The sequence below is a fragment of the Bacillus sp. FJAT-27225 genome (genome assembly GCF_001685025.1).
Classification (GTDB): domain Bacteria; phylum Bacillota; class Bacilli; order Bacillales; family Cytobacillaceae; genus Bacillus_D.
The window spans coordinates 144,917-168,556 of the sequence record NZ_MAYU01000001.1 but is presented as its reverse complement, the minus strand read 5'-3'; the positions used below and the strand labels follow the sequence as shown (position 1 = coordinate 168,556).

The 23,640-nt window shown below is 36.7% G+C and carries 30 protein-coding genes and 1 pseudogene; 5 read left to right on the top strand and 26 right to left on the bottom strand.

Going from position 1 to position 23,640, the window contains the following annotated elements; all coding sequences use genetic code 11:
- Nucleotides 1-19: 19 nt before the first annotated feature.
- Nucleotides 20-409 (bottom strand): VOC family protein, encoded by a 390-nt coding sequence (locus A8F94_RS00885; protein WP_066194136.1) that lies wholly within the window; start codon nucleotides 407-409, stop codon nucleotides 20-22.
- Between the two features lie 948 nt (nucleotides 410-1,357).
- On the opposite strand from A8F94_RS00885, the gene A8F94_RS00880 reads away from it, so the two are divergent.
- Nucleotides 1,358-1,984 (top strand): metal-dependent hydrolase, encoded by a 627-nt coding sequence (locus tag A8F94_RS00880; RefSeq protein ID WP_066194133.1) that lies wholly within the window; start codon nucleotides 1,358-1,360, stop codon nucleotides 1,982-1,984.
- A 207-nt stretch (nucleotides 1,985-2,191) separates the two neighbouring features.
- Here the strand turns inward: A8F94_RS00880 and A8F94_RS00875 are convergent, their stop codons facing one another.
- From A8F94_RS00875 to A8F94_RS00865, 3 genes are all read right to left on the bottom strand, one after another.
- On the bottom strand, nucleotides 2,192-2,440 hold the full coding sequence (locus A8F94_RS00875) for a hypothetical protein (RefSeq protein WP_066194130.1): 249 nt from the start codon (nucleotides 2,438-2,440) through the stop codon (nucleotides 2,192-2,194).
- Nucleotides 2,441-2,649: 209 nt separating this feature from the next.
- Nucleotides 2,650-3,357, bottom strand: coding sequence for a class I SAM-dependent methyltransferase (locus A8F94_RS00870; RefSeq protein WP_066194127.1), 708 nt, complete (start codon nucleotides 3,355-3,357; stop codon nucleotides 2,650-2,652).
- A 13-nt stretch (nucleotides 3,358-3,370) separates the two neighbouring features.
- Complete coding sequence (locus A8F94_RS00865) at nucleotides 3,371-3,802, bottom strand: GNAT family N-acetyltransferase (RefSeq protein ID WP_066194123.1); 432 nt, start codon at nucleotides 3,800-3,802, stop codon at nucleotides 3,371-3,373.
- Between the two features lie 252 nt (nucleotides 3,803-4,054).
- Between A8F94_RS00865 and A8F94_RS25525 the strand changes: the two genes are divergently transcribed.
- Nucleotides 4,055-4,198, top strand: coding sequence for a hypothetical protein (locus A8F94_RS25525; protein WP_175384324.1), 144 nt, complete (start codon nucleotides 4,055-4,057; stop codon nucleotides 4,196-4,198).
- A 469-nt stretch (nucleotides 4,199-4,667) separates the two neighbouring features.
- Here A8F94_RS25525 and A8F94_RS00860 read toward each other — a convergent pair whose 3' ends face one another.
- The 7 genes from A8F94_RS00860 to A8F94_RS00830 all read right to left on the bottom strand — a co-directional run bounded on the left by A8F94_RS00860 (nucleotide 4,668) and on the right by A8F94_RS00830 (nucleotide 10,368).
- Complete coding sequence (locus A8F94_RS00860) at nucleotides 4,668-5,243, bottom strand: cupin domain-containing protein (RefSeq protein ID WP_066194121.1); 576 nt, start codon at nucleotides 5,241-5,243, stop codon at nucleotides 4,668-4,670.
- Between the two features lie 179 nt (nucleotides 5,244-5,422).
- Complete coding sequence (locus A8F94_RS00855; RefSeq protein WP_139069995.1) at nucleotides 5,423-5,920, bottom strand: hypothetical protein; 498 nt, start codon at nucleotides 5,918-5,920, stop codon at nucleotides 5,423-5,425.
- Nucleotides 5,921-6,279: 359 nt separating this feature from the next.
- On the bottom strand, nucleotides 6,280-6,696 hold the full coding sequence (locus tag A8F94_RS00850) for a VOC family protein (RefSeq protein WP_066194116.1): 417 nt from the start codon (nucleotides 6,694-6,696) through the stop codon (nucleotides 6,280-6,282).
- Between the two features lie 95 nt (nucleotides 6,697-6,791).
- Nucleotides 6,792-8,048, bottom strand: a complete 1,257-nt coding sequence (locus A8F94_RS00845; RefSeq protein ID WP_066194109.1) for an MFS transporter — start codon at nucleotides 8,046-8,048, stop codon at nucleotides 6,792-6,794.
- Between the two features lie 57 nt (nucleotides 8,049-8,105).
- Nucleotides 8,106-8,699 (bottom strand): TetR/AcrR family transcriptional regulator, encoded by a 594-nt coding sequence (locus A8F94_RS00840; RefSeq protein ID WP_066194106.1) that lies wholly within the window; start codon nucleotides 8,697-8,699, stop codon nucleotides 8,106-8,108.
- A 528-nt stretch (nucleotides 8,700-9,227) separates the two neighbouring features.
- The gene (locus tag A8F94_RS00835; RefSeq protein WP_077247505.1) at nucleotides 9,228-9,848 is read right to left on the bottom strand and encodes a hypothetical protein; all 621 of its coding nucleotides are present in this window, start codon (nucleotides 9,846-9,848) and stop codon (nucleotides 9,228-9,230) included.
- A 13-nt stretch (nucleotides 9,849-9,861) separates the two neighbouring features.
- On the bottom strand, nucleotides 9,862-10,368 hold the full coding sequence (locus A8F94_RS00830; protein WP_066194104.1) for a hypothetical protein: 507 nt from the start codon (nucleotides 10,366-10,368) through the stop codon (nucleotides 9,862-9,864).
- Between the two features lie 406 nt (nucleotides 10,369-10,774).
- Between A8F94_RS00830 and A8F94_RS00825 the strand changes: the two genes are divergently transcribed.
- Entirely contained in the window at nucleotides 10,775-11,302 is a 528-nt protein-coding gene (locus A8F94_RS00825; protein ID WP_066194102.1) for a DUF2199 domain-containing protein, read from the top strand.
- Between the two features lie 137 nt (nucleotides 11,303-11,439).
- On the opposite strand, the gene A8F94_RS00820 is transcribed toward A8F94_RS00825, so the two are convergent.
- The 4 genes and pseudogenes from A8F94_RS00820 to A8F94_RS00805 all read right to left on the bottom strand — a co-directional run bounded on the left by A8F94_RS00820 (nucleotide 11,440) and on the right by A8F94_RS00805 (nucleotide 14,354).
- On the bottom strand, nucleotides 11,440-12,585 hold the full coding sequence (locus A8F94_RS00820; RefSeq protein ID WP_066194099.1) for a DUF4179 domain-containing protein: 1,146 nt from the start codon (nucleotides 12,583-12,585) through the stop codon (nucleotides 11,440-11,442).
- Between the two features lie 12 nt (nucleotides 12,586-12,597).
- Nucleotides 12,598-13,008, bottom strand: a pseudogene (locus A8F94_RS00815) (RNA polymerase sigma factor); the annotation flags it as partial.
- Nucleotides 13,009-13,359: 351 nt separating this feature from the next.
- Nucleotides 13,360-13,563 carry a DUF2187 family protein gene (locus A8F94_RS00810; RefSeq protein ID WP_066194089.1) on the bottom strand — a complete coding sequence of 68 codons (204 nt, stop codon included), beginning with the start codon at nucleotides 13,561-13,563 and terminating at the stop codon, nucleotides 13,360-13,362.
- 173 nt (nucleotides 13,564-13,736) lie between these two features.
- Nucleotides 13,737-14,354, bottom strand: a complete 618-nt coding sequence (locus A8F94_RS00805; RefSeq protein WP_066194084.1) for a cell wall hydrolase — start codon at nucleotides 14,352-14,354, stop codon at nucleotides 13,737-13,739.
- 614 nt (nucleotides 14,355-14,968) lie between these two features.
- Here A8F94_RS00805 and A8F94_RS00800 point away from each other — a divergent pair.
- Nucleotides 14,969-15,334 carry a hypothetical protein gene (locus A8F94_RS00800; RefSeq protein ID WP_066194081.1) on the top strand — a complete coding sequence of 122 codons (366 nt, stop codon included), beginning with the start codon at nucleotides 14,969-14,971 and terminating at the stop codon, nucleotides 15,332-15,334.
- Between the two features lie 478 nt (nucleotides 15,335-15,812).
- Here the strand turns inward: A8F94_RS00800 and A8F94_RS00790 are convergent, their stop codons facing one another.
- The 11 genes from A8F94_RS00790 to A8F94_RS00740 form a co-directional block, all read right to left on the bottom strand.
- A complete protein-coding gene (locus tag A8F94_RS00790) occupies nucleotides 15,813-16,184 on the bottom strand; it encodes a VOC family protein (RefSeq protein WP_066194070.1) in 372 nt (123 codons plus the stop codon).
- Between the two features lie 64 nt (nucleotides 16,185-16,248).
- A complete protein-coding gene (locus A8F94_RS00785) occupies nucleotides 16,249-16,842 on the bottom strand; it encodes a GNAT family N-acetyltransferase (protein ID WP_077247503.1) in 594 nt (197 codons plus the stop codon).
- A gap of 261 nt (nucleotides 16,843-17,103) precedes the next feature.
- Nucleotides 17,104-17,649, bottom strand: coding sequence for a signal peptidase I (gene lepB / locus A8F94_RS00780; protein ID WP_066194067.1), 546 nt, complete (start codon nucleotides 17,647-17,649; stop codon nucleotides 17,104-17,106).
- Nucleotides 17,650-17,838: 189 nt separating this feature from the next.
- Nucleotides 17,839-18,126, bottom strand: a complete 288-nt coding sequence (locus A8F94_RS26440; protein ID WP_066194064.1) for a TIGR04104 family putative zinc finger protein — start codon at nucleotides 18,124-18,126, stop codon at nucleotides 17,839-17,841.
- Between the two features lie 474 nt (nucleotides 18,127-18,600).
- Nucleotides 18,601-19,038: a DUF4829 domain-containing protein gene (locus A8F94_RS00770; RefSeq protein ID WP_217490902.1), complete on the bottom strand. Its 438-nt coding sequence runs from the start codon at nucleotides 19,036-19,038 to the stop codon at nucleotides 18,601-18,603.
- Nucleotides 19,035-19,610: an HAD-IIIA family hydrolase gene (locus A8F94_RS00765; RefSeq protein WP_066194062.1), complete on the bottom strand. Its 576-nt coding sequence runs from the start codon at nucleotides 19,608-19,610 to the stop codon at nucleotides 19,035-19,037. Before A8F94_RS00765 ends, A8F94_RS00770 begins: the two co-directional genes overlap by 4 nt.
- Nucleotides 19,611-19,737: 127 nt before the next feature.
- The gene (locus A8F94_RS00760; protein WP_066194059.1) at nucleotides 19,738-20,361 is read right to left on the bottom strand and encodes an FMN-binding negative transcriptional regulator; all 624 of its coding nucleotides are present in this window, start codon (nucleotides 20,359-20,361) and stop codon (nucleotides 19,738-19,740) included.
- Nucleotides 20,362-20,371: 10 nt separating this feature from the next.
- Nucleotides 20,372-20,893, bottom strand: a complete 522-nt coding sequence (locus A8F94_RS00755) for a GNAT family N-acetyltransferase (RefSeq protein ID WP_066194056.1) — start codon at nucleotides 20,891-20,893, stop codon at nucleotides 20,372-20,374.
- Between the two features lie 41 nt (nucleotides 20,894-20,934).
- Entirely contained in the window at nucleotides 20,935-21,273 is a 339-nt protein-coding gene (locus A8F94_RS00750) for a nuclear transport factor 2 family protein (protein WP_066194053.1), read from the bottom strand.
- 164 nt (nucleotides 21,274-21,437) lie between these two features.
- Nucleotides 21,438-21,902, bottom strand: a complete 465-nt coding sequence (locus A8F94_RS00745; RefSeq protein WP_066194050.1) for an NUDIX hydrolase — start codon at nucleotides 21,900-21,902, stop codon at nucleotides 21,438-21,440.
- Nucleotides 21,903-21,917: 15 nt separating this feature from the next.
- Nucleotides 21,918-22,484 carry an AAA family ATPase gene (locus tag A8F94_RS00740; protein ID WP_066194047.1) on the bottom strand — a complete coding sequence of 189 codons (567 nt, stop codon included), beginning with the start codon at nucleotides 22,482-22,484 and terminating at the stop codon, nucleotides 21,918-21,920.
- Nucleotides 22,485-22,626: 142 nt separating this feature from the next.
- Between A8F94_RS00740 and A8F94_RS00735 the strand changes: the two genes are divergently transcribed.
- Nucleotides 22,627-23,571: an EamA family transporter gene (locus A8F94_RS00735; RefSeq protein WP_066194044.1), complete on the top strand. Its 945-nt coding sequence runs from the start codon at nucleotides 22,627-22,629 to the stop codon at nucleotides 23,569-23,571.
- Nucleotides 23,572-23,640 lie beyond the last annotated feature (69 nt).

Here is a 23,640-nt window from a genome sequence, read left to right as displayed (position 1 = left end):
TTGGGAACAAGGTAAAGTCTTAACCCTCCTGCTGGGCTATTTGAATAAGGTTTCCACATGTATCGTCGAAAACAGCTATTGTGACTTCCCCCATTTTTGTCGGTTCCATGGTGAACTTTACTCCGGATTCTACCAATCGATTGTACTCTGTACGTATATCTGCAACGCCAAACATTGTTGCTGGGATGCCATCGCCAAATATCTTCTTTTGATATTCCTTTGCAGCAGGATGCACATTCGGTTCGAGCAAAAGCTCGGTACCGTCCTGAGCATCAGGAGAAACAAGCGTGATCCACCTGAATTCCCCCATAGGTACGTCATGCTTTTTTACAAAGCCTAGCTTTTCTGTATAGAATTCCAATGCTTTGTCTTGGTCTTCTACAAATAGGCTGGTAACAATGATTTTCATAGTATTTTGCCTCCATTGATGTCAGTGTTCTACAAAAGGTTGCTCCAAATAGAAAAATCTTTAATTCGGTAAGGATATGATATCACAACATTTTCTCTTTAGTGTAATCCCCACTCTTCTTTTAAATTCCTCTTCCTAAGAACCATACAGTTCTTTTAATAAAATCATTTATGCGCGCTGGAAAGTAAAAGATTCACTTAGCACAATAAAGAGGTTTCTTGATCACGCATGGCCAAAAGATAGCCGCCTCGTTTGTCCAATCAGAAATTTTGAAAATAATCTGATGAGCCTTTCCGAATCAACAAACCATTATGGCATTGAAGTAACAGCCCAGTATATTAACCCAGTTACTATAAGTAAAAACACCATAAAGGAAGTTGAATACAACATAAGTTTTCTTATATTGTTTTGATCACTTATTTGTTTATAAACGATAACCCCTAAGACTATGGAAATATACCATATAATTAAACCCCATATTGAAAATAAATAGGGTGAATTGCCTATCCAAAATACAGTAACAAGTAAATAAAAAGACAACAAAGTGCAAGCTATTCCTTTCATAACTCTCTCCCATTTCAATAAAGTAATTAATTTAATTTTTCCACATTGCATAGCTATGTTATGTATATAGAATTTCTATGTATAAATAAATGATAATAGTATAACTGTAAAAAATCAACTTTTACTTAGCCCGCCTCCATATGTTCCATAAGGATTTCTATAAAAAAGCATGTAATTACTCTGTAATGAAACCATCATTAGCCACTTATGCAGAGCAAAATCGTTGCTGAGAAATAGATAATGAATAAGCATGCAATTTACGAATAAGAATTCATTATGGAAAAACAGTATAATTTAATTTATCACCTCTCTACAGAACACCTGTTTTGGTGTAAAATAGAATTTGTTGTTTTTCTACGATAAATTTTTTGAGGAGAAATGAATATGAATGGCACATCGCACGCAGCAATAGGATCAGCAACAGGGTTTGTTGTTGCCAATTCATTTGCAGCCTCTCCATCCGCAACTCTGTTGCTTGTTGGATTAGGTTGTATTTCAGGGCTGCTTCCGGATCTAGATATTGATGGGAAGCTCCGAGGCAAAATCACATTATCGCATAAGGTGATCAGTTTATCTGCCCAAGCAATTGGAATGCTCATGATTTTGTACAGCTTTATTGAGAAAACAGAGAATGAAAGGTGGCTGGGACTCGGAATCGGTGCAATGATTATGGTGGTAGCATCGTTGATTAAGCAAAAACATATGCTTACGATTACCGGAGTTGCAGTTATTGCCGGAGGTTTGTCTTTGGACGAGCAATGGTTAATTCTTCTGGGAGTCTATATTATAATCGCGTCATTTTCAGCGCACCGCAGTTACACCCATTCGCTCCTGGGGGTTGTTTTTTTCGGGCTTATTGCTTTAAAGTTAGAGGCCTCCCTCGGAATCCAGGGTGTCTTCTATGCTTGTTTAGGGGGCTATATCAGTCATCTTATAGCGGATTTAAAAATCATGCCAATGAATAAACGGGGAATTAAGCTTTTCCTGCCAGTGTCATCGAAGGAACTATAATTCTTTATATATCCCTAGTCCGAAAAGAAAAATAAAAGTGTAAAGTAAATGCCTATCAATTTGCACCGTATTTTTGCGGTGCTTTTTGTTTATCGAAAATAAAATAGACCTAGCTCCGTTAGGAACTAAGCTTTTTCTTGAATTTAATTAAAGTGTTTAACCGGCCAATAGTTTAAGATGGTTGATTTTCTATAATCCTGATTATTTTTACTTTGGTTGACCAACCTTAAAAAAGGGTGAAACGAAAACGACATCCTGTCTGCCTTCACCATCTAATTCATTATAATCAATCACCTTATAGCCAAGACCTTTATATTCTTTTGTTCCTCCATCCTTATACATAGCAGTCGTAATAACAAAAAGTGGAGGTTTGTTTACTTTGGCAAGATTTAAATCTACGGCAAAAAATAATCCTGGTAGTAATAATAAAATAATATAAGATACTTTTCTTTTCATACCGATCCCCTTTCTTCCAAAAAAAGACAAAAAACTAGTTGAATATTAACAAGCCTTGTAAATTGTGGGGGTACAACAGCCATTGTACACCTACAAATTGTGGTGCATTTTCCTATACAAGTTGGAAATGGTTAAACCTGACTTCCCTGTCAGCACGTTTTGAGTTGATCCTCCATACACACCCCAACCTTTGATTGAAAGTAGTCCAATTAATTTAAATATGCCTTAATGATTAGGAATTGAGGTTTTTTCATAAGACTTTCATATTTATCCGGTGCTCGTTTTTTGAATGCCATTGTGGGTTTGGGCTCAATGATTTTTTCAATCGAAAAATAGGTAATTGTTTCATTTAAAATTTTGTGAAGGGGCCTGCGGTAAAATGGGACCTCAAAGTATTTACCTTCTTTATACCACTTGTCCAAAATCAATTCAGTAGAGAAATAGTTGGCATCTTTGAGTAGATGAATATCGGTAAAAGGATGGTGAATCGAAAACAAAAAGACACCATTTGGCTTTAATATTCGTTGGAATTCACTAAATGTATCGTTCCAGTCCCTTATATAATGAAGGGTTAATGAACTTATGATCAAATCAAATGAGTTCTCTTCGAAAGGCAGTTTTCCTTCTAAATCCAAACAAAGAACATCCGCCTTGTCTCCGACGCGCCTTCTGGTTGAGCTAACCATTTCAGGACTAATATCAGTTGCAACTACATTGGCTCCTCGGTTGACTAATTGGAGTGTATACCATCCAGCCGCACAGCCAGCATCAAGGACCTTCATAGTTTTTAAGTCTTGCGGTAACTGCTCTAACATTGAAGGCCTTTCGTATTCAGTATTATACAAACTCGTTGTATCGACTGTATTCTCGTAAATCCTAGCAAGTTGATTAAAGGTATCCTTAACTTTGTCCTTCATATTTCACCTCTTTCTAATCCATGTTTTTTACAAATCCAATACTTCTTTCCTCATAACCTCTATTTTTATAAAATGTATGTGCGCTTTTTCTTTCAGCCCGGTTTCCGCTATTTAAAGTGATTCCCGAAGCTCCAATTTTTCTTGCCCAGCTCTCTGCTTCTTCTATCAATTTGTTTCCAATACCTTTGTTGCGAAAATTCGGGTCTACAACGAGAGCCGCAATTCGTATATAGACTCCATCCCTCTCAAAATAATGCACTTTCATTAGTCCAATCATTCCAACTACTCTACCTTCATAAGAAGCTACTAAAGTTTTATAATCTGGATGGGTTTTAATTTTGCTAAATCGGATTTTCATATTTTCAACTGTGGTGGGATAACCAAGATGGACCATTAAGGAAGTTAATTCGTTAGCATCATTAAGATGAGCTTCTCTGATTTCCATTTTAGAATTCTCCTTATCTTTCCTTTGCTGACATTTCATTTATCTCTTTCGAGGTGGAAATGGCTTTATAGATCTTTTACTATAAAATATAGTATATTTATTATTTCTTCTGTTGTTTATTCTGCATTATCGAACCTGTGAATGCAGTAATTATAAAGTTAATAGCGTATTCATAACTATAAGGGCTTAATACATATTTCTATATCTCCTGTACAAAATAAATGGTATCCAAGTAATAGGAGGAGGATAATGATGAAGCAGAATCAACAGCAAAAAACCAACACCAACAAAACAGCCGGTACCAGTCCACAAAAAGTAAAACAGGATATTCAAAGAGATGTAAACGCAGGACAAGGAGCGATGACTTCCCGGGAAGCTGGCGCAATGAGGGATTAGAGCATTTTTAGACCTTTTGAAAAAAATAAATAATCACTTCAGACTAAGGATTAAATAGAAATACTATTTAGTCCTTTTAGTTTGAATCGGCCATACGCGATTTTATGTAAACTTTCTTTAAAAACGTGATTGAAAGCTATCTGACTGTCTATTTCTACTGTCAGCATGCTTTTATATGAAGTTAAGAAATATATCCATAATCCTCTTCATACATTTCCGGAAATCACTATCTCGAATACCATTACACCCTCCCCTTTCAAATCCTTAGTAATAATCCGATTCGTTAGTTTGTTAAGGAATTCGATAAGAATATGCAGCAATCCTCTTTTTAACGAACTTCGGTATAGACATTTATGCTGAAATAAAAACGGCAGCGTATGGTGCTGCCGATTCTAATCCGTTTAATTATGACAATTGTTTCTTGCAATACTGACCCGCTTGCCAATATGGCATCCATCAGAGTTCTCTTTTAATAGTAAAAATACGTACTTTCAGGCAGTCTGTGATGTTGTTGTTCCGCGGCCATCGCATCCGCTTTTGTTTGATGGACAGTTCCGAATGGATGCTGCGGAGGCGCATAAATGGAATATAGCTTTATCGGCACCCTTCCAGTATTGGTCACATTATGCCACGTTCCAGCCGGTATAAAGATTGCTGAATCATCTTCAACATTGCGGACAAAATTTAAATTATTTTGGCTTCTTCCCATCCGGACGACTCCCTGGCCTTGTTCAACACGTAGGAATTGATCAAGGTTCGGATGAATTTCCAAGCCGATATCTTCGCCAACCTTTATACTCATTAAGGTTACCTGTAAATGAGTTCCTGTCCAAAGCGCTGTACGGAATGTATTGTTTTGCCGTGCTGCTTCATTAATATTTATTACAAATGGAGATGGGCCATAGTCCTTTATTGTTTGACCGGTAGGCATCCTGTAACCTTGGCTATGGTTTGCCCAATAACCTGGCTGATTTGCATAATAGTAGTTGGGGCTAACTGAATAATACGGATTTTGATAAGGAAATCCGTTTGGAGAATTGTACATCTTTTATCCCCTCCACAGATGTTTGGGTTATCTTATGCAAAAATATGGAAGAAGGTACATCTGCCTAGATGCCTGGAGGGCAGAATTTAAATTGCTGGCTGACGAGGGGGATTTTAAAGAGCTCAGCTGTAGAGCTCTTGTGTTTAAGGCTTATTTATTTTTTCATAAAATTATCTCCTTTAAGTTTCTACAACCCGTGTCCCTAACCACTTATCAGTTAGAGTTTCTGATCCCCCACTTCTCTTTAACACCAATAAATCAACCATCGTATAAATCACATAAGGACCAAATATGAAAAAGAAAAACTCCCCAACAAAACTGGCAAATATCCACCACGTTGTTATTCCAATTGGAATATATCCATATCGTATAATCCACCGTATAGTCAATTGTGTCTTCGTTCCGATTGCTTTCAAGTTTTGTTTCTTTTGCCCGGTTGTTTGGTCAAATCTTGCAGGTATTCCCAGTGTCCCTTTAACGGACACTGTTACCATTAGTATGCCTAATATAAATCCCAGTAGTGCTCCCGCCGTATTTCCACTGTTGACTCCCCAACCAGATTGTACAAATAATATTATGAAACCAATGATCGCATACCCGCCAATTGCAAGTATTAGTGTGTTTCCTAACGTAAATCCTACATCTCGGATATAAGAATGAACTCGCTTTTTTATCATTTCTGGCACTCCATTTCCCCTTAAAACTGGGCTTTATATCCGGAAAGAACCTCCTAGGCTATAAAAAACTGCCCTTGAGGAAGATTAAGAAGTGGTTCCGTATGTACGTAACCACTATAAGTTCCTATATAAAAATTCTTTCGGAGAAAGCTCACCTGTTATCTAATCAGTAAGTATGTTAACTTACAGAAAAACAGCCTTATTCCAATATGTTCTGTGTAGTTGGCGGCTGATCTTAAAAAATCAGTTTCCCCTACTCCTCTCAATCCCCACAGGCAGCAATTGCTCATTTTTATGTATGTTATTTTTTATAAGCCACTTGTCAGGCTAACTAACGAGAATCTTGTAATATTGAATTCTCATTGAGAAATAAACTTATCTTTAAAACTTGGGCTTAATTCACTCCAAACGTCGAATTTGTTGCCGTCTGGGTCATGGAATACAAAGTTCCTTCCAGAGTGTCCTCTGTCCTCAATTTCGCCAACTTTCATTTTTTTGTTGACGAAATCATCATGTATCGATTCCAACGCAGGTAATCCATTCACTTCAAATGTCATCGAGAATCGTTCCTGGCCATAACAGTCATAAAAATTTGCCGTTTGTCCCTTATTCGATTTAACGAGAAAAAAGCTTTGGTTTGCCAGGTTAATAATGGCCTTATCTTCATCCTTATAACTTACCTCTGCATCTAAATTTAATACATACCATTCCGTCGAAACCTCAACATTGGTAACTGGGATATACGTTGTTCCTACCCTTACTAGTTTTTCTCTCACATTCTTTCCCCCTTAAAGTTAGCATAGTAAGGAATTCAACAAAAACGCGATGAATCCTTCCTGGATAACCGCGTATTTTTTAGAGCATCTTTATGTTAAATGTCAAAAAGCTGTTCATTCTGATGGTGGATGGAAGCAGTTTGCTTTTTATCCTTCATACTTACAAGCCTATATGCAAAACTGTAATTATAAATAATGCAAATTCCAATGAATATATAGATACAAGTAATTCCAAACTCAGGGATATGCTCCATCCCCCAAATAAATAAACTGGCTAACATGCCACCTAATGCGCCCATAAAACCCAATATGGATAAATGGGAGCCTCGAGATTCCTCAGGAATGGTTTTAGCGATAATCGATTGCAGCGTTGGCACGTAAATTAAGCTTCCAATCGATATAAACATCATCCCAAGGAATAAGAAAACGGGTTGGATAAAATAACTTAGAGAAACATATCCGGCGACAAACAGAATGAGTCCGGTCAGCAAAGCAGCTTTCTCAGAAAATTTGGATGTGGCTTTAATGATAATTCCCGCTACAAAAGCTGTTATCAATGTATCTTCCAGATTCAAATAACCAACCATATTATAGCCTGTAATAATTCCAATTGGATAATTTGAAACAATTCGGATTGTCAGGTAGTTAGGAAATTGTTCAGTCAATATAGTAAGTAAAAGCTTTCCGGTACATAGCAAAATGAGAATTTGCGAGGCACCTATACCTATCCATCCAACCTGTCTTTTGTTAATTTGGCCATGTATTTTTGGCCTTAATACATTTGTCTCTTCAATAAAAAAATGAGTACAAAAAGCAGAAGTTAGAGATAATGCACCTACTATAAAGAATAAAAGAACAGAATAGTTTTCAAAAAAGAACCCTCCCAACACGCTTCCCATCGCAAACGCGACCGTTGAGATCCACATAAAATATGTATAAACTGCCCTTCTATCATGTTCTTCACTAGCATCTATGATTAATGCAGAATAGGCTGGATTAGCAGCACTTTCACAAAAATAAATGATGCAAAATAAAACGATTATTGGAACAGCAGAGAAATGATTTAAAGAATTAAAATAACTAATAAATAAAAAGCCCAGTCCTGCAACGATTTCGCTAAACAGGATCACACTCTTCCTTCCGACGCTGTCAGTCACTCTTCCCCCAATCAGATAACCCAGCAAACTGAAAATACCCACTAATAGAATGGTTGCCGTAGTCATGGCAGTACCGATTTTATTTGAAAAATAAACAACAGTATAAGGCATGACCATAGCGGAACCTGTGTTGGAAACAAAGTTTAAAAGCATTCTCGTACGGATTGTCCTATTAAAAGTAAAAAGTAGTTTCATAGAAAGCCTCCTTTTGATTGATTAATCAATCAATTTGAATTGAAATAAAAGGACCGATTATTTCGGTCCAAATAAGCGCAAGGCAATTTCCACAAATTCTCGCCAATCTTCTGTTGTTGGATCATCAGCATAAGATAACCGCAGCCCAAACAGCAAACTAATATAGGCAATAGCAATGTTTTCAGCATCACCGGAAATTAATTGCTCCGCTGATTGCCCATTGCGAACGAATGATGCGATTTTTTTATTTAGTTTTTCAGTATATGTATTTGCTATTTCAAATGCTTTTGGAAACCTCTCGTGATGGCCATTTACCTGCACCAGCAAGCGCAAATAGTCTTTCTGGATGGAAAAAAGTTCAATATGTTTTTTAATCATTTGGGTTAGTTCTTCTTTGAATGAATAAGGGTGTGTATTAAACATAAGCATCTCTTCCAAAAGAGTTTCGGCAGGTTTGGATATACAGGCTATGAAAAGTTCTTCCTTGTTCCCATAATAGGTGGAAACACTACCGAAACTTACATTTGAAGCTTTGGCAATTTCTCCTATCGTCGTGGCATCATACCCCTTCTCCGAAAAAAGTTTAATGGCAGACTGTAATACTGTATCTTTTTTTAGTTCAATTGTTCTTTTTTGGTCATCACTGGACATGGATAATTCTCCCTTCACTTTTGATTGATTAATCAATCATTTTTTTACATTGTATACTAAATTTATGAAGAAGGGAATATCAAATTATCTCTTTTAAATTTAAGGGAACTGTTTTGGGGTCTGAAGACAAGTAAAAACCGGACATATTGCTATTTGACGGGATCTAATGGGGTGATCTCAATTGAAAAAGCATCTAGTCATAACCCTTCTTATTGCTCCCAGGGTCTTCAAGAAATCATATTGACGACCGCACTTCCGATTTTTAACGCACAAAGTCGTCAAGAAGCTCTATTGACGACCGTACTTCCGATTTTTAACTCCCAGAGTTGTCAAGAAGCTCTATAGACGACCGCACTTCCGATTTTTAACCCACAGAGTCGTCAAGAAGCTCTATAGACTACCGTGCTTCCCATTTTTAACGCACAAAGTCGTCAAGAACCTATTGATGACCTTGTACCACTCTTTTTGCAAACAGGGTCTTCGAGAAAGCATATTACGACTTTAGATCAATTATCTTATCGCTTTATTTCAGTGTATTGAATTTGCAATCTGAACCAATGTTTCAGGCGTTATCTTATTAGAAATCTTTTTGTTCACACCGAAAATATATTGCCATTTTCCCTTTTCTAAAACAAGAAAATTATGATGAACCGAATTAACATAAACCGCCTTCTCACCATTTTGAAGTGTATACTCCTTTTGGTTTTTGCTATTTTTGAAATCGATTTTGTTTTTCAAAGATCGTATATTAATTTTGTAAAAATTATCTCCGGACTTTTCATTCAAATACTCTACCTCAAGGGAGTCGTTGATATGATAAACTTTGTCTTCAGAAAATCTTCCAAACTGATGGGTGAATGGTATCGACGGTATCATGAGGGGAAGTTTTACATCTTCTTTATAATACGTTTCAAAATCGTGGACAGCTTCCTCCACTGTTTTATAGCCTATTTCCATATATAACTTCTCAATTGAAGCTGGTGAGTCTTTAGAGTATGCATTGACTGTATCTCTGCTAGTACCGCAAAAAATAAAAATAATTAAGATTCCTAAATAAATCAGCTGAAATTTCAATTTCTTCATCGCCCTAATGGTTTTAGGCATATTTTTCCCAGATAAAAGGGTACTATTCCTTTCAACTCTATCCAATGGCTGCCTCGTTTTACTCTTTTTCATCTACAAAAATAACTGTTGTTCCCAGTAGTTTATCGGCTACAAACGTGTCTACTTTCCATTTACCTGATATGATTGGCTTAATCTCAACATCAAATTTCAGGCATTGTTCCCTAAGAGGATACTGAGGGTCGTCTTGGTCCAGCTCTCTAATCATTCCAAATCCTATTTCTTTTCCTTTTGGAAACTTATCGTGTGTGCCGTAGACCTTTACCTGTTTCCCCAATAGTTGTGCTTTATTTGAAGACCAAATTACCCAAGTGTAGGTATCATTTTTTTCTACTTTAAACGGTTTGCTTAGGTCTTTTAATAGTGCATACTCACCAATTTTTCCTAATACGCTAAAATCGCCATTGGGAGTTGAAAATGCTTCTGATTTTGTCATAGACATATGGCTTATATTTGGCACAGTTATTCCTTCAGTTGTTGGTATTTCCTTTTCTGAACATCCGACAATAGCTAGAAACATAACTATGGCTAAGAATCCCTTCCTCAAAAAAAACCCCGTAAATCGGCTAGTATAATTCCATTTTATTACAATAACAAACGAGTAACAATCTATTAAGAATGCAATTTACTAATATTTTTTATATTCATTTCTGCAGGTAGAGTAGTCGGAATAATTTTCTCTTCGCTGAAGCTCCCGATACGATGAATAGCGGTTCATCACAGACAAGGATAGTTCTTTTATAACGACTCTATTAGAGTGTTTTCTAATGAATTTAGAATGTCCGACGCTCAGATGGCATTACCATTTTGAGAACTTTTTACAACTTTTGTTTCCCATACAAAACACCCGATAAAGAAAAACTCACTCCTGCTCAACGACTTGGAATTACTAAAAGGGTATTTAAGATAAATGATAGAATCTATTTATGATAGGAAAATTAAGGAGGTACGATATGACAAATATCAAGGGATACACTTGTAGTTGTTGCGGAGAGTACCGCGACGAGCTTCCAACCAGTTACGGAACTTTCGCACCTGCCTACTACGAATTCGCCCCAGCTGAAGAACGGAAAAGTAGGTTCGAACTTAGTGAAGACTTATGTGTGATGGACAATGAACATTTCTTTATTCGAGGATGTGTTGAAATTCCCATAATTGGTACTGAGGAAGAATTCATATGGGGAGCTTGGGTTTCACTCAGTGAAGCTAATTATAAGAGGGTAAAAGAACATTGGAATAATCCAGAACTATTAGAGCCAATGCTTGGTTGGTTTTCTACTGCATTGCCTTGTTATCCTGATACGATTAACTTGAAGGCAAAGGTTCACCACAGAGCAGATGGTATCAGACCTTATATTGAACTCGAACCAACAGACCATCCTTTGGCAGTGGAATTTAGAAACGGAATGACAATTGAACGGGTACAAGAAATAGCTGAAGAACTTTGTGTGAATAACGAGAACGCAGAAAAAGAGCATTGATTTTACATCAAAGCTCTTTTTTCTGTGATTTAATGTGTTAATTTTATGCTGATTGTCTTGATATTTAACTCGATTTTTTTGTCTTTCCCTCCGAAAAGAGAACCCTTTAGCCAATTTGGCAGCTTCTCCTTTTCCAATTAGTTCCCTAGCGGAATTTTTATATCCTGACCGACCTCTAGAACAACATTTGTACGATCCTTTACAGGGGCGAAGACCATAATATAATCGTCCCCCTCATACATCTCGCCTTTTACAAAGTTCGGATCGACGCGCTCTCCGCCCGATTTCAAAAATACTCCTTCGTTTACTTTTGATTCATTGACAAGGTAGCCCGATTTTTTGTCGATTTTTCTCGCATTGAGGAGCTGCAGTTCAAGCTTGCTCTTTGTGGTGTACACGTTGCCATCTTTGTCTACCTGTGGTTTCGTGTCTGCACCTGTGACAACTATCCTTGTCTCTATCCCGGTGTATTCAACCTGTTTAATGGTATAGGTGATCCCTTCAAACGTAAACTCCTTGTTCAAGGCAACAATTTCCCTTTCGGAAACAGCAGATTGATCCAGTTTAAAACCGAGTGGCCAAACTGTTGCAAATGCTTTCCCATAGTTTTTGTGCGTTGTGTCCTCGCCCCAGATAGTCAGGTTTTCAATCATCAAGCGGACTTCCTGCCCTTGATAATGCTTTAGCGACTCAATGGACAATGCCACTGCCCTTTTGTTCTCTTTTTTGTCGTAATAGCTGCTGCCCCAGCCCACATTCTTCAGCAGCTTCGCCTGATTGTTTTTACCAACCAAATAAATCTTACTTTTTCCTTCAAAAAGGTCAACATAAAGGTTCTCCAGATTCGTTTTTCCACTTTGATACGTCAATAGCAGCATCGTTTCTTTATCATCTGTCATGACTTTATCTAAATGTACAGTTATGTCGTTTGCTTCATCATAATAAGTTTGATCTGCATCTTGGCCGAGTCCCTGCTCAAGTGCTGCTTTGACCCCAATATCATCTACATTGGAAAACAGTTTGTCGTAAATATCCTGGATGGCTGCCATTGCCGGAGTAAAGGTAAAGGCTGAAACAGCAATCAGGCAAACTGCGGCCGCAATGGAAAGCCGTTTATACAAAGTTCGTTTTTGGGATTGAGGCTTGAAGTTACCCTCGATGAGAACTTTCTTCCCTTTCGAATCTTCTTCTTGTGATAGCTTTTTTTGAATTTGATTCCAGGCATCAGGGGTATGTTCTTCAATGGCATTGTTTAAATGGTTCAGTATCGTTTCTTTGTCCATCTGTAATCCTCCCTATGATAAGCTTTTTCGAAGTTTCTTAAGAGCCACATTGTATTTCCAAAGTACCGTTCCAAGCGGTAAATCAATGATCTTCGCTATTTCTCTATGCTTTAAACCTGAAATATCTTTCATAATTACAATTTGCCGTTCCTCACTATCAAGTATGGAAAGGTACTTTGATAAAACCAATTTGTCTACAGGGTCACCTGAAGGATCTGACATTCGTTCAAAATAATTATTGTCAAAACCGGTAAGCTCCCGCTTTTTCTTTCTGTACACATCGAGTGCATGGTTACGAGTAACACTAATTAGCCACGCCTTTACATTTGTAATGTCACTATGTTTCTGGTGCTGGAATAGCTTAATGAAAACCTCCTGCATCACATCTTCAGACAATTCAAAGTCCCTGAGTATTGATAAAGCAACTGCAAAACATGTTTCTTATGATCGCTAAATAATTGCTTGAAATCTGTCAATCCAGGTTGCGGATTCTCTATTTTTCTTAAACTTGATTGGCCCATTTTCCCCCTCCTTATACCTATTAGACGGAACAGGGATGTTTTTTATTGGAAAAAACGCAAAAAAATTTTAATAAAATGCTTACATACCACAGCATGATTATAAGGAGAAATTTTCTCATATAAATGAAAAAACTCGCACGATGGCGAGTTTAACAGTAAACCAGTTTATTGTTTATCAAAGATTAAAGGCCAGCTGAATGGGATCGGCTGGCCAGTATACCGAAATGGGGTTCCACAACGGTCATCTTTCTTACTATGCAGTTACCATAGGCTGGATGACATAATTCGAGTGTTTGACCACTGTTCTCGGTGTTTCATAATCTAATTTTGCTTTATCCTCATCTGACACTTTTACAATCACACTATTGTCCCTAACAATTACAACTTCCCCTTCAATTAATAGGTCTTTTCTTTGAAAGGAAATGAGGTCGCCAACTTTGGCGTTCTTTTTTGCCATGCATTTTCTCCCCCTAAATAAAAGTTGAATTTTGGTCCAAATAGGGCCAACCAAGAAGTTTCTTTCTCTTTTTGGTTTTTAACTTGCTACTATCCTATGTTACTACCCTTCAACTATAGACTCAAACATGGGAAAATGTGAAAAGGCTGCTCATGCAGCCTTTTCCCCTGATACTAAATGGCGAATGAATGGTTCCCGATTTGCTTTATTACCTGACGGGTGAAAATCCAGCTATCAGTCGCGAGCTTGGGGTTATAATAATAAATCGCACCGCCGCTCGGATCCCAACCTAGTAATGCATCTCTTGCTGCCTGGTATGCTGATGAATTAGGAATTAAATAGTACTGGCCATCGTGTATTGCAGTGAAGGCATTCCTTTGAAAAATAACCTCGGATATTGTTTGTGGAAATTCATTAGCTTGCAATCGGTTCAGGATGACAGCTGCTACTGCAACCTGCCCTTCGTAGCTTTCCCCGCGTGCTTCGCCATGGACGACATGTGCCATCAATTCGATTTCCTTCAGTTTCTGTGATGTTTGTGGCCCTATTATTCCAAGAGGGTCAATGTTGAAATCCCGTTGAAACCTTTTTACCGCATTTTCGGTGATTGGGCCATAATAGCCTGTAACATGTGTATTAAAATAACCCATTTCCTTTAAAATTGTCTGAGTATGTATAACCTGCTCTCCTGTAGATCCGAATGATAACTGTGATGCTTCCACTTTTTTGGACGATATGCCAAAACATAGAGCAAACACACCAAGACAAATCAAACTTTTAACAAACTTCATACAGTCCTCCATGATCTATGTAATTTTCCTGGTTTTACTATACGCTCCTCCTTTCCTCGGGTTAGATTCCCTATACTCACCGATTTAAACAAATAATTTAAAAAGCAGGTATAATATACCCCGTTTACTCCATTGTTTTACAATCAACCTCACCAAGCTCCCGCCTTTTGTTATAGTCTGAATGTACTTAGTACCTCGTTGTACTTTCTTCAACTCCTTATCATCGGACTCAAGGTATCTCTGCATTCTCATATAGAGGTTGGACTTTTTTGTTAAAGCATCAGTTTTAACTACCGGTCATTTGAATTTTTCCTTTAAACATAAAGTGAGTTGGATTGATTATTTTAAGAATGAGGGATGAGGGAAATGACAAACAAGACCAAGAATGGATATCAGTAGGGTTTATTTTTATAAAATCAAATATCATACCATCCTCTACTGGCGAAGGGGCTTTATTGTTTAAGCTTTGCAATAGATTGCAACATACATAATATAAATGATAACAAACTGTATAAATCAACAACGCACCAATGTGATAATCTTATAAATACCTGCTATTGGCCTTCATCTTTAGCACCAAAAATATAAAATAGTTTCTATTCAGTGGAGATTTTATGTGTAGATTCAATAATAATTCAGCAGAAATACCCCAAAATCCGTTAAATGACTTACAAAAGGAAATATCAGCGTTTACCGTATTGTTAAAAGACTATAATATTACTTTTAATGATTTAACTAACTCAAATCCAGCTAAACCAGAAATACGTCAGGAAGCAAAAAGAGTGGCGGAAATAATTAATAAGAATAATGATTTGAAAATTTCATTCCAAGAAAAAAAGAAACTCCCTATCAAGCAGCTCCAAAAGATGGATGCATCGTGCAAAACAACTTTAAACAAATACAATAAGTATATTACGGCTCTGACTTTGATGTATTCAGGGAAGTTTACTTTATTGCAAGAGTACATATCTAAGCGCTAAATTAAAAAAATTACTTGTTTTTACAAGGAACAGGTTTACAAAGCTATTATGGCTATCTCGCTTTAAAAAAGATGAAATGGATTTCTACAATAATACTTTTCTGCAATTCATTAATACATCCTGGAAGGTGTCAAAAAATCTATGTCTTTGGGACACACTCACATAATGTTGAAAACCTTGGAACAATGCCACGAAAGTGAAATAAAACTAACATTTAGTAACGACGAAGGGGTGCCTTTGTTTGTAGTAGGCTTTGTTAACAGACAATATCAAATCATCCATTTAAGCACTAATGCAAGCGATCACTACGATGATATAGACTCTACGCTAGCTGCAATTAAAAAAGTTCTTAAGAAATAGGCTTTGTTAATTAGTATTGTTGTTTTTCAGGCAAAAAATATGGGAACGTCTGATTTGGACGTTCCCGTTCTTATTCCGTTAAAGCACCCGTTAATGAGGCAATTTATTTATTATAATCTTACCAGTGTACTTGAAGTTTATTACCATTGGGGTCATAAAAGTGGAAAAAGGCATGACCATTATCTTCTCTTATTTCCTCGACCTTAACTTGATTATCAATTAAGTGTTGATGAAATTTAGATAATTCTGGACTTGTAAAGCCAATGCTAAATTCTTGTTCATTATCAATTGTAAAATGTGCAAATGTTTCATCTTCGGTAGGAACTAAGATAAGTAAGAAAGGCCCTTCATTTACTTTTAAAATTGCAAGTTCCTCAGTATTGTTCAGTAACTGGAGCCCTAATACATCTCTATACCATTGTGCAGACAGTTCTAAATCTTTTACAGGAATTCTAATATAATGTACTTGTTCAATAAATGATTTACTCATAGCCTTCTCTCCTTTATTTAATCCGCTATATCAAATAGGACCGATACGTCGCTATATGTACCTATTAATTATTCAAACTTAATCTTTTCACGTAGCAAAAACATTCGTGTGTTCGTTTAAACTTCGTCTTTATCTCATCCTGGTCCCCACCTACATAATGCCCAAAGGTAAAAACAGGATACAATTTTGGAATGTTACTTTTTATAACTTCAGTCATTTCTTCTCCATCTATATATACCTGCAGATATGACTCTTGCTCTACAAACCCATTAGACTGGTACCAACGGTTTACCCAATTATCGTCTCTTGTCCAAGCCTCGAGATAATTTAACCCAATTTCTTTCGATATTTCTTCAGCTTTTAAAAGGAGTTTTTTAGCGATTCCCATTCTACGAAAGTCGGGATGGACGGCAAGATGCCAAATCATACCGCAAATTCCCTTTCCTCTCGTACAAACGGTTCCCTCTTTACTTTCGCACTCAATATCCAGCAAACCGACAACCTTATTTTCAACAACTGCCACAAGCTCAATAGCAGGGTTCCTATACATTTCTTTTTCCTTTAAAACGTTATCATAATAAGCTGTATCCAAAAAAGAAAGTACTCTGCAACGAACCCAACCCAATTCATCCTCATTCCGATACTTTCTAATCTCCAAATATAATTCCCCTTTATAAATCTGATTTTACTGTAGCAAGTGTGTTTTTCTTACTCAATTATTGCTCCGTATCGATCATCCATTATAGTTAGCTAAATCAAAAAGCATGGAATTGATACCCCAAGCTCCCTAACGATCAGTTTTTATTTAGAATAATGGCTCTTGTTGTTATTCGTCTTCACGAAGTTAGGTACTTTATTGGAAAAATAAATGCTGCATCCTTTAAAGTCTCTAAGGCTAGTAGCTTGAAAATAATCTAAATTAATTTTTTATTATTTTAATTTCATTTATTGGATAGTAAACAATATTCGTTGTTCCAACTACTTCTTCTAACGGAATAGCTCCAATATGGCGGCTATCCGTACTTTTCCTCCTGTTGTCACCCAGGACGAAAAGATGACCTTTAGGCACGGTGTCACTGCCTACTGGTGTTTCCTTTAAAGTAAACGACTCCGTAAGTGTGCCTTGAATAATTTTTCCTTTATCATATTCTAAATAAGGCTCATCATATACTTTTCCATTTATATATAAGACATCATTTTTATACTCAATCTTGTCGCCTGGAAGTCCAATTACGCGCTTGATATAATCCCTGCCATCCGGAGCGTGAAACACAACAATGTCGAATCTTTTTGGTTCACCAATTTTTGTTACAATCATCCGTTCCTCGTCCTGGAGAGTAGGGTTCATTGAAGCACCATCAACCATAATCGGCGTAAAGAAAAAAGTTCGAATAATGACTACTAATACAAGCGCACCTACTATGGCTTTAATCCATTCATACGTTTCACTTTTCTTCTTTACCATTTCTCAGCCTCCATTACAAATCTTCACAATACTATTAACATAATTTTACCATATCCAAGCAAAATAATTTTAATAAGGACATACTCCAGTTAGTTCAGGACAAAATAATCGTTTAATATGTAAATGCAAATACAGTCTCTATACCTTAACCTGCCTCGATAGCGCTGCCGTTTCTTTAGGCATACTGCCTCACAATTCCTTTTTGTATTGAACAACATAAGGAGCGAACAATATAATAACCATGGCTATAAGAAGTGCTATACCAATGTTTATATTGTCGTTATTGTAGCTAGAAAAGAAATAAACAAATATGAGAATCGGGAAAGAAGAAAGGGCTACTACCAGACATCTACTAAATAAGGTAATCTTATGTTTAGTACCACAGTTGTCACAGGCAATTGGCTTATATAACCATCCAATTGATCTGCTGATTTTGCTCCAGGAAAATCGTGAATTGCAGTTTTCACAATTTGGCATAATCCCCCTCCTAAAATCTCCAATTTGTTCAAAAGTGCGATTAACAAATATTTAACTCAATTTATTAACAGATTAGTTGCGCTATCTATTTTTTGATAGACCGTCCAGTTTTGCCTCTATACGATTTAATTGCTCCTTGTTTCCTTTTATGAAGAAGTATATGTAAAATAACAAGGCTATAAAGATAATTGGAATTAGCAAGGTAAATAGTTGAAAGGCCACATCACCCAAATATAGATCCATTTATATTTCCTCCTTAAATAGCATCGTTCCATTTACTGTAATTGTAACCTAATAATTGTCAATACTAAAGGCTGTTTTCGAAAACTATAGCTAAAATGTAATGAAAAATCAGTAAATTCAGTTGGATGGAACAGAAAATGCTTACTTATAAAGAAGTGAATCACCGTAAGACGCTTTGTGTTGAGGAAGCCAAGTCTGCTTTGAGGAAGGGTTTTATAAATTTAAGAAAGGTCAATATCCCCAGCCATCGACACGCCAATCTCCAGTTTTACTATTTCTGATTAAAATCCACTGCCAGTCCGATTGAGTAGAGTTTGGCTCAAAACTGCCATCGCCACCCGATGAATCGACCTTAAAAGTAGACAGCAAAACTATAACGTTACCTGACTTCACACCATTTTCAGAACCGCGGCCATGATTTAAATAAGCTTCAATGGCTTGATTTGAACTTTCTTCGGAGTACCATAACTCGGTAAGTTCGCACCCTTTAAAAACCTTGAATTTTTTCTTTACTTTAGCAATAGCCTCGTATACTTCCTCTTCGGAGAATTTACTAGAGGCGTCCACACTCACCACAACATTATTGGTTTTACCCGCTGAAATAAAGGACATTAGGAAAAAAATGGATACAATAGAGCATAGAAAAAATACGATTCTTACTATTTTCATATTGGTCTCCTTTTATTAAGGTTTTTTCTTAAAGGGCTGGTTCGAGTTAGCCATTTCACTGCTTCAGAAAAATCTTCAGCAATAAAATCGGGTTTTACTTGACCCCAACGGCCATAAAATTCATTGTTCATGTATTTCCTTAAGGTCTCCATCCCGCTACCTGTTTTTACTAGTATTTTTCGACATCCAACTTCATCTGCAGCTAATAAATCCGTCCATCGATCTCCAATTACTGCACATCGATCCAACTCCAGATTATTCTCTTTAGCTGCCTTTTTTAACAAGAATGAAGATGGTTTTCTGCATTGGCAGTCTTGATTCAGTTGATGAGGGCAAAGATAAATTTTGTTAAATCCGAAATCGAGCAACTCCTTTTCAAAACTTTGAAGAGTACATTCCCCTCTTGAAATGCCAGGCTGATTCGTGAAGGCAAAAATGAATATACCTAGCTGCTTCAATTTTGCCAAAGACTCTTTAACATTGGGGAAAAGCTCGAATTCACCTGGGTAAATAACAGTATCGCCTCCCCCAATAGTTCCATCTCTATCTAAAAAAACAGCCTGAACGTACATAATTTGTTCCTCCACCATTTTTTACTTAGACGACTTGCACAAGTAAAGGTTACAAAAAAGGTGCTAATCCTTCGTGGGTCAACGCACCAGTAAAAATGTATAGCCGAATGTAATATAATCTGGCTGTTTATTTGTGAGTATTCATTCTTTTTCTCATCTGTTCCGCGATTTGTTCTGAGTTTGGATCTTGTTCATTTTTTAATTCTTCAATAATGCTGATATAATCCGTTTGATTTCGATTTTGGCTTAATTTATAGGCAGCTTGTATGTCTTCTACCCTAAGTTTAAAACCAACAATGCCTTTAAGTTGATTTTCTAATAGCCCATGTGAAAGGGTATCCCATAGTACTGAATTTTCACGGTGTTGTTCATACTTTTCTAATAGACTAGTTAAATCTTTTATTAGTTCATCTTTTTCAAGAATGCTTGCTTTTCCATACATATGGACAGCCTGGTAATTCCAAGTCGGAACATTTTTGTGCGAATACCAGGAAGAGGAGATATAAGCATGTGGCCCCTGAAAAATAACAAGAGAATTTTCACTTGTTTCAAATGTCCGCCATTGAGGATTTCCGTATGCCACATGCCCAGTTATAAAGTAACTGTCTCCTTGTTTACTGAACTGCAGTGGCAAATGAGTCGCGATTGGTTTACCTTGGTCGGATGTTATAAGCGTCCCAAAGGAGTTGTTTTGGACAAAATCCCATATATCATCCTCATTTGTAACCTTGAATAACTTTGGAATATACATCGTTCGCCACCTATTCAAGTGTTTTTGCCATTATGAAATCTGTCTGTTCTTCATCGCCCATATAAAATGAGTGGGCACCAGTTTGAACAAACCCCAGTTTTTTATAAAAAGCAATGGCTTTCTCATTTCTTTCCCATACACCAAGCCAAATTGTCTTCTTATTAAGTTCCGCAGCAATTTCCAAAGCTCGATTAAACAGATATTTTCCGAGGCCGTGTTTTTGAAATGCATTTTTTATGTAAATCCTTTCGATTTCAAGTGATTCACTGCCCATATCTTCAGATTGAGCTTCATCCGTATTAACTTTCAAATAGCCAGCAAGTTCGTTGTTAAAATAAATAAAAAAGAACTGCGAAAAATCGTTGGATAATTCTTTCTCTACTTGATTTAAGTTAAACGCTTTTTCCAAATAAGTGTTCATATTCTCGGGTGAATTCTGATACTTAAATGTCTCGTTGAAAGTTTCATAACCGATTTCCTGAAGTTTAGTTAAATCGTTTAAGGTACACTTTGTTATATGTATTGTAGTCATTTGAATAGGTTACTCCTTTATTTTGCTGCTTCTGTAAGTGATTATTTTACGAACCAGACCTTAAGTATTTCCTCTTCGTTAACCTCATATATCGCAATCGCTTCTACATTCTCTCCATTTGCTCTGCCGGTGACAAATTCGTGATCAATGACAATGTTTCCTTTTACTGTTCTGGATTTCAATTCAGCATGTTGATTAGGGTTACCTTCAAATAGCTTAGCATACCTTTCCTTGAAATCCTCGATACCGGAAAGGGAGATCTGGTTTGAAGGGAAATCTCTAACAACGACATCTTTGCTGTAAACAGCAACAAAGGCATCTAAATCCTGCTTATTATATGCATCCAATTGCTTTTGGGCTAACTCTTCGGGACGTGCCATATATATAACCTCATTTCTATTTAAAAAATTGTAAACAGACCTTCAGACAACACATATTCCAATACTCACAAACATTGAAAATGCGACAGGCGATTCTTCTAATAAATCCTTAAAATAAAATCGTCCTGATCAACTCTTCTATAAAATTGCTTTTAAAAGAAGGATTACCTTTCATCGGCCAAAACTTCTTCTAAATAACCTTGGAGAATGCTGCATAGTTCTTCTGGAACTAATCTTAATTCACTTTTTATAAAATCACCATATGGTTTCCAGAGCAGTTTAAATGTTGAGCCATTGTCTTCTTTTCCAAGAAAAGCAGTTTTTTCATAAAAGGACGTGTCAACGAATTCTGCATCATAGACAAAAACTACTTCATGTCCTAAATCTCCGTTAAAGGTAAATATGTTCTCTATTGTTCCGAGATAATTTAAGTTTTTAATTTCAGCTCCGATCTCTTCAAGCACTTCTCTTTTTATTGCGTCGGCACTTGTTTCACCATACTCAATCCCCCCGCCAATCGGCCGATAAAAATAGTCCTGTTTTACTTCATCGAACCCTTCACAAACAAGTATAGAATCGTTCTTGCTGAATAAACAAATAGAGATGGGTCGTATTTGTCCTTTTCTCATCTTAATCCTCCATTTCTAATACGTGTGAGAAATATCTATAATTCTTTTGATAACAGATTCTATTTCTTCATTGTTTTTAATCACAAAAAGATGGTCTGCCTCTTCTTCTACTGGATCGGAAATATCTTCATGTAACGACTCGGCTTGCTGCCGGATAAGGACTTCGTTAAAAGAGGAATAAGCCCCCCTGAATATAGTTGTACTGCGTTGTGTAATTGAAACCCGTTCTTGAAGGACTATATCAGGAATATCAAAATGAACGAGGATCCGAACGAATTGATCTTTATTAAATATTTCTTCAAGCAAATAATGCCGTCCTTTTCGACTCCGATTTGAGTTACTCACAATGATGTGAAAATGAGTGTTTTCAATCGCATAATCGACAATAAGCTTCGAGATGCTATGTTTCAATGTATTAGGTCCGTATTCTGGCTGTAACTTACTATAATATGAATTAATAAATTCAGCTTGATTGTCCTGGTCCATTACAAAAGAGTTGTTTAGTTTTTCTTCTAAAGCTCTTGCGAATGTACTTTTTCCGCTATGTGTTTTACCGACTGTAATTATCACTAATCTTTTCATGGTAAAACCCCATTTTTAGAAATTATCTTTTAAAAGAAGTTCTTCACAAAATGTCTTAATCCTTTAAAATTTATTAAAGGATTTGGGCTTGGTATCACCGAAGTTAATAGAAAGCCATTCATATATAGTAAGGTGGAGACGGATGAATAGACGTAAGGGAATCATTCTTGTTATATCGGGAGCCGTTTTTTGGGGCATTGGCGGCACAGCTGCCAAAAAGCTTTTTCAAGAGTATGGGATTGAAGTGGATTGGCTCGTTACAATGCGATTGCTTATAGCAGGTTTTTTGCTGTTATCCGTTCAGTATTTCGGACGAAATCGTGCCCAAATCCTTGGTGTATGGAAAAGCCGCTGGACAGCTATCCGAATGATTATTTATGGATTACTTGGTATGTTGGCAGTCCAATATACCTATATGGCTTCCATTGATCATGGCAATGCAGCGGTTGCAACGCTGCTGCAATATTTAGCACCTGCCATGATAATCGTATACTTAATTTTACGGAGGCAAACCACTTTAACACGAAGAGATATAGTTACTGTTTCTTTGGCATTAGCCGGCTGTTTTTTCTTATTAACAAACGGCTCAGTCTCCCAGCTTTCTGTGCCAAAAGCGGCGATCATTTGGGGTGTTTTATCAGGAGTCGCTTTAGCATTTTATACTTTATATGCCATTCCATTATTACAAAAATTTGATTCTCTGGTCATCGTTGGCTGGGCGATGATAATCGGCGGAATTGCATTAAGTTTTGTCCATCCGCCCTGGCAAATGAATTTTAAAGGTTTACCTTTGGAGGCTTATTTATATTTAATCTTCGTAATCCTTTTTGGTACAATGATTGCCTTTTGGTTTTATATTGAAAGCCTGCAAAGCCTGTCCGCTAAAGAAACAAGTCTGCTAAGCAGCATTGAACCATTGGCTGCCGTTTTAACAACGGTCCTTTGGTTAAAAGAGCCCTTTGGTTTTTTTCAATGGATTGGAACAGCTTGTATAATAGGAATGATTATAGTTTTGGCGCTGAGTAAACAGTCGTCCACTAACAGCAGCCGATCTCCTAAAAATGAAACACCTCTCAAAGTTGGTTGAGGGATTCTGATTTTGGCAGTTCTTTTTTCAATAACTTACCTAAAATAAAAAAGGCCGGTAGCAGGAACC

What these genes read in the sequence shown, in the direction of transcription:
- A8F94_RS00885 (WP_066194136.1), bottom strand. Translation starts at nt 409, where the DNA reads ATGAAAATCATTGTTACCAGCCTATTTGTAGAAGACCAAGACAAAGCA.
- A8F94_RS00880 (WP_066194133.1), top strand. Translation starts at nt 1,358, where the DNA reads ATGAATGGCACATCGCACGCAGCAATAGGATCAGCAACAGGGTTTGTT.
- A8F94_RS00875 (WP_066194130.1), bottom strand. Translation starts at nt 2,440, where the DNA reads ATGAAAAGAAAAGTATCTTATATTATTTTATTATTACTACCAGGATTA.
- A8F94_RS00870 (WP_066194127.1), bottom strand. Translation starts at nt 3,357, where the DNA reads ATGAAGGACAAAGTTAAGGATACCTTTAATCAACTTGCTAGGATTTAC.
- A8F94_RS00865 (WP_066194123.1), bottom strand. Translation starts at nt 3,802, where the DNA reads ATGGAAATCAGAGAAGCTCATCTTAATGATGCTAACGAATTAACTTCC.
- A8F94_RS25525 (WP_175384324.1), top strand. Translation starts at nt 4,055, where the DNA reads ATGAAGCAGAATCAACAGCAAAAAACCAACACCAACAAAACAGCCGGT.
- A8F94_RS00860 (WP_066194121.1), bottom strand. Translation starts at nt 5,243, where the DNA reads ATGTACAATTCTCCAAACGGATTTCCTTATCAAAATCCGTATTATTCA.
- A8F94_RS00855 (WP_139069995.1), bottom strand. Translation starts at nt 5,920, where the DNA reads ATGATAAAAAAGCGAGTTCATTCTTATATCCGAGATGTAGGATTTACG.
- A8F94_RS00845 (WP_066194109.1), bottom strand. Translation starts at nt 8,048, where the DNA reads ATGAAACTACTTTTTACTTTTAATAGGACAATCCGTACGAGAATGCTT.
- A8F94_RS00840 (WP_066194106.1), bottom strand. Translation starts at nt 8,699, where the DNA reads ATGTCCAGTGATGACCAAAAAAGAACAATTGAACTAAAAAAAGATACA.
- A8F94_RS00825 (WP_066194102.1), top strand. Translation starts at nt 10,775, where the DNA reads ATGACAAATATCAAGGGATACACTTGTAGTTGTTGCGGAGAGTACCGC.
- A8F94_RS00820 (WP_066194099.1), bottom strand. Translation starts at nt 12,585, where the DNA reads ATGGACAAAGAAACGATACTGAACCATTTAAACAATGCCATTGAAGAA.
- A8F94_RS00810 (WP_066194089.1), bottom strand. Translation starts at nt 13,563, where the DNA reads ATGGCAAAAAAGAACGCCAAAGTTGGCGACCTCATTTCCTTTCAAAGA.
- A8F94_RS00805 (WP_066194084.1), bottom strand. Translation starts at nt 14,354, where the DNA reads ATGAAGTTTGTTAAAAGTTTGATTTGTCTTGGTGTGTTTGCTCTATGT.
- A8F94_RS00800 (WP_066194081.1), top strand. Translation starts at nt 14,969, where the DNA reads ATGTGTAGATTCAATAATAATTCAGCAGAAATACCCCAAAATCCGTTA.
- A8F94_RS00790 (WP_066194070.1), bottom strand. Translation starts at nt 16,184, where the DNA reads ATGAGTAAATCATTTATTGAACAAGTACATTATATTAGAATTCCTGTA.
- lepB (WP_066194067.1), bottom strand. Translation starts at nt 17,649, where the DNA reads ATGGTAAAGAAGAAAAGTGAAACGTATGAATGGATTAAAGCCATAGTA.
- A8F94_RS26440 (WP_066194064.1), bottom strand. Translation starts at nt 18,126, where the DNA reads ATGCCAAATTGTGAAAACTGCAATTCACGATTTTCCTGGAGCAAAATC.
- A8F94_RS00770 (WP_217490902.1), bottom strand. Translation starts at nt 19,038, where the DNA reads ATGAAAATAGTAAGAATCGTATTTTTTCTATGCTCTATTGTATCCATT.
- A8F94_RS00765 (WP_066194062.1), bottom strand. Translation starts at nt 19,610, where the DNA reads ATGTACGTTCAGGCTGTTTTTTTAGATAGAGATGGAACTATTGGGGGA.
- A8F94_RS00760 (WP_066194059.1), bottom strand. Translation starts at nt 20,361, where the DNA reads ATGTATATTCCAAAGTTATTCAAGGTTACAAATGAGGATGATATATGG.
- A8F94_RS00755 (WP_066194056.1), bottom strand. Translation starts at nt 20,893, where the DNA reads ATGACTACAATACATATAACAAAGTGTACCTTAAACGATTTAACTAAA.
- A8F94_RS00750 (WP_066194053.1), bottom strand. Translation starts at nt 21,273, where the DNA reads ATGGCACGTCCCGAAGAGTTAGCCCAAAAGCAATTGGATGCATATAAT.
- A8F94_RS00745 (WP_066194050.1), bottom strand. Translation starts at nt 21,902, where the DNA reads ATGAGAAAAGGACAAATACGACCCATCTCTATTTGTTTATTCAGCAAG.
- A8F94_RS00740 (WP_066194047.1), bottom strand. Translation starts at nt 22,484, where the DNA reads ATGAAAAGATTAGTGATAATTACAGTCGGTAAAACACATAGCGGAAAA.
- A8F94_RS00735 (WP_066194044.1), top strand. Translation starts at nt 22,627, where the DNA reads ATGAATAGACGTAAGGGAATCATTCTTGTTATATCGGGAGCCGTTTTT.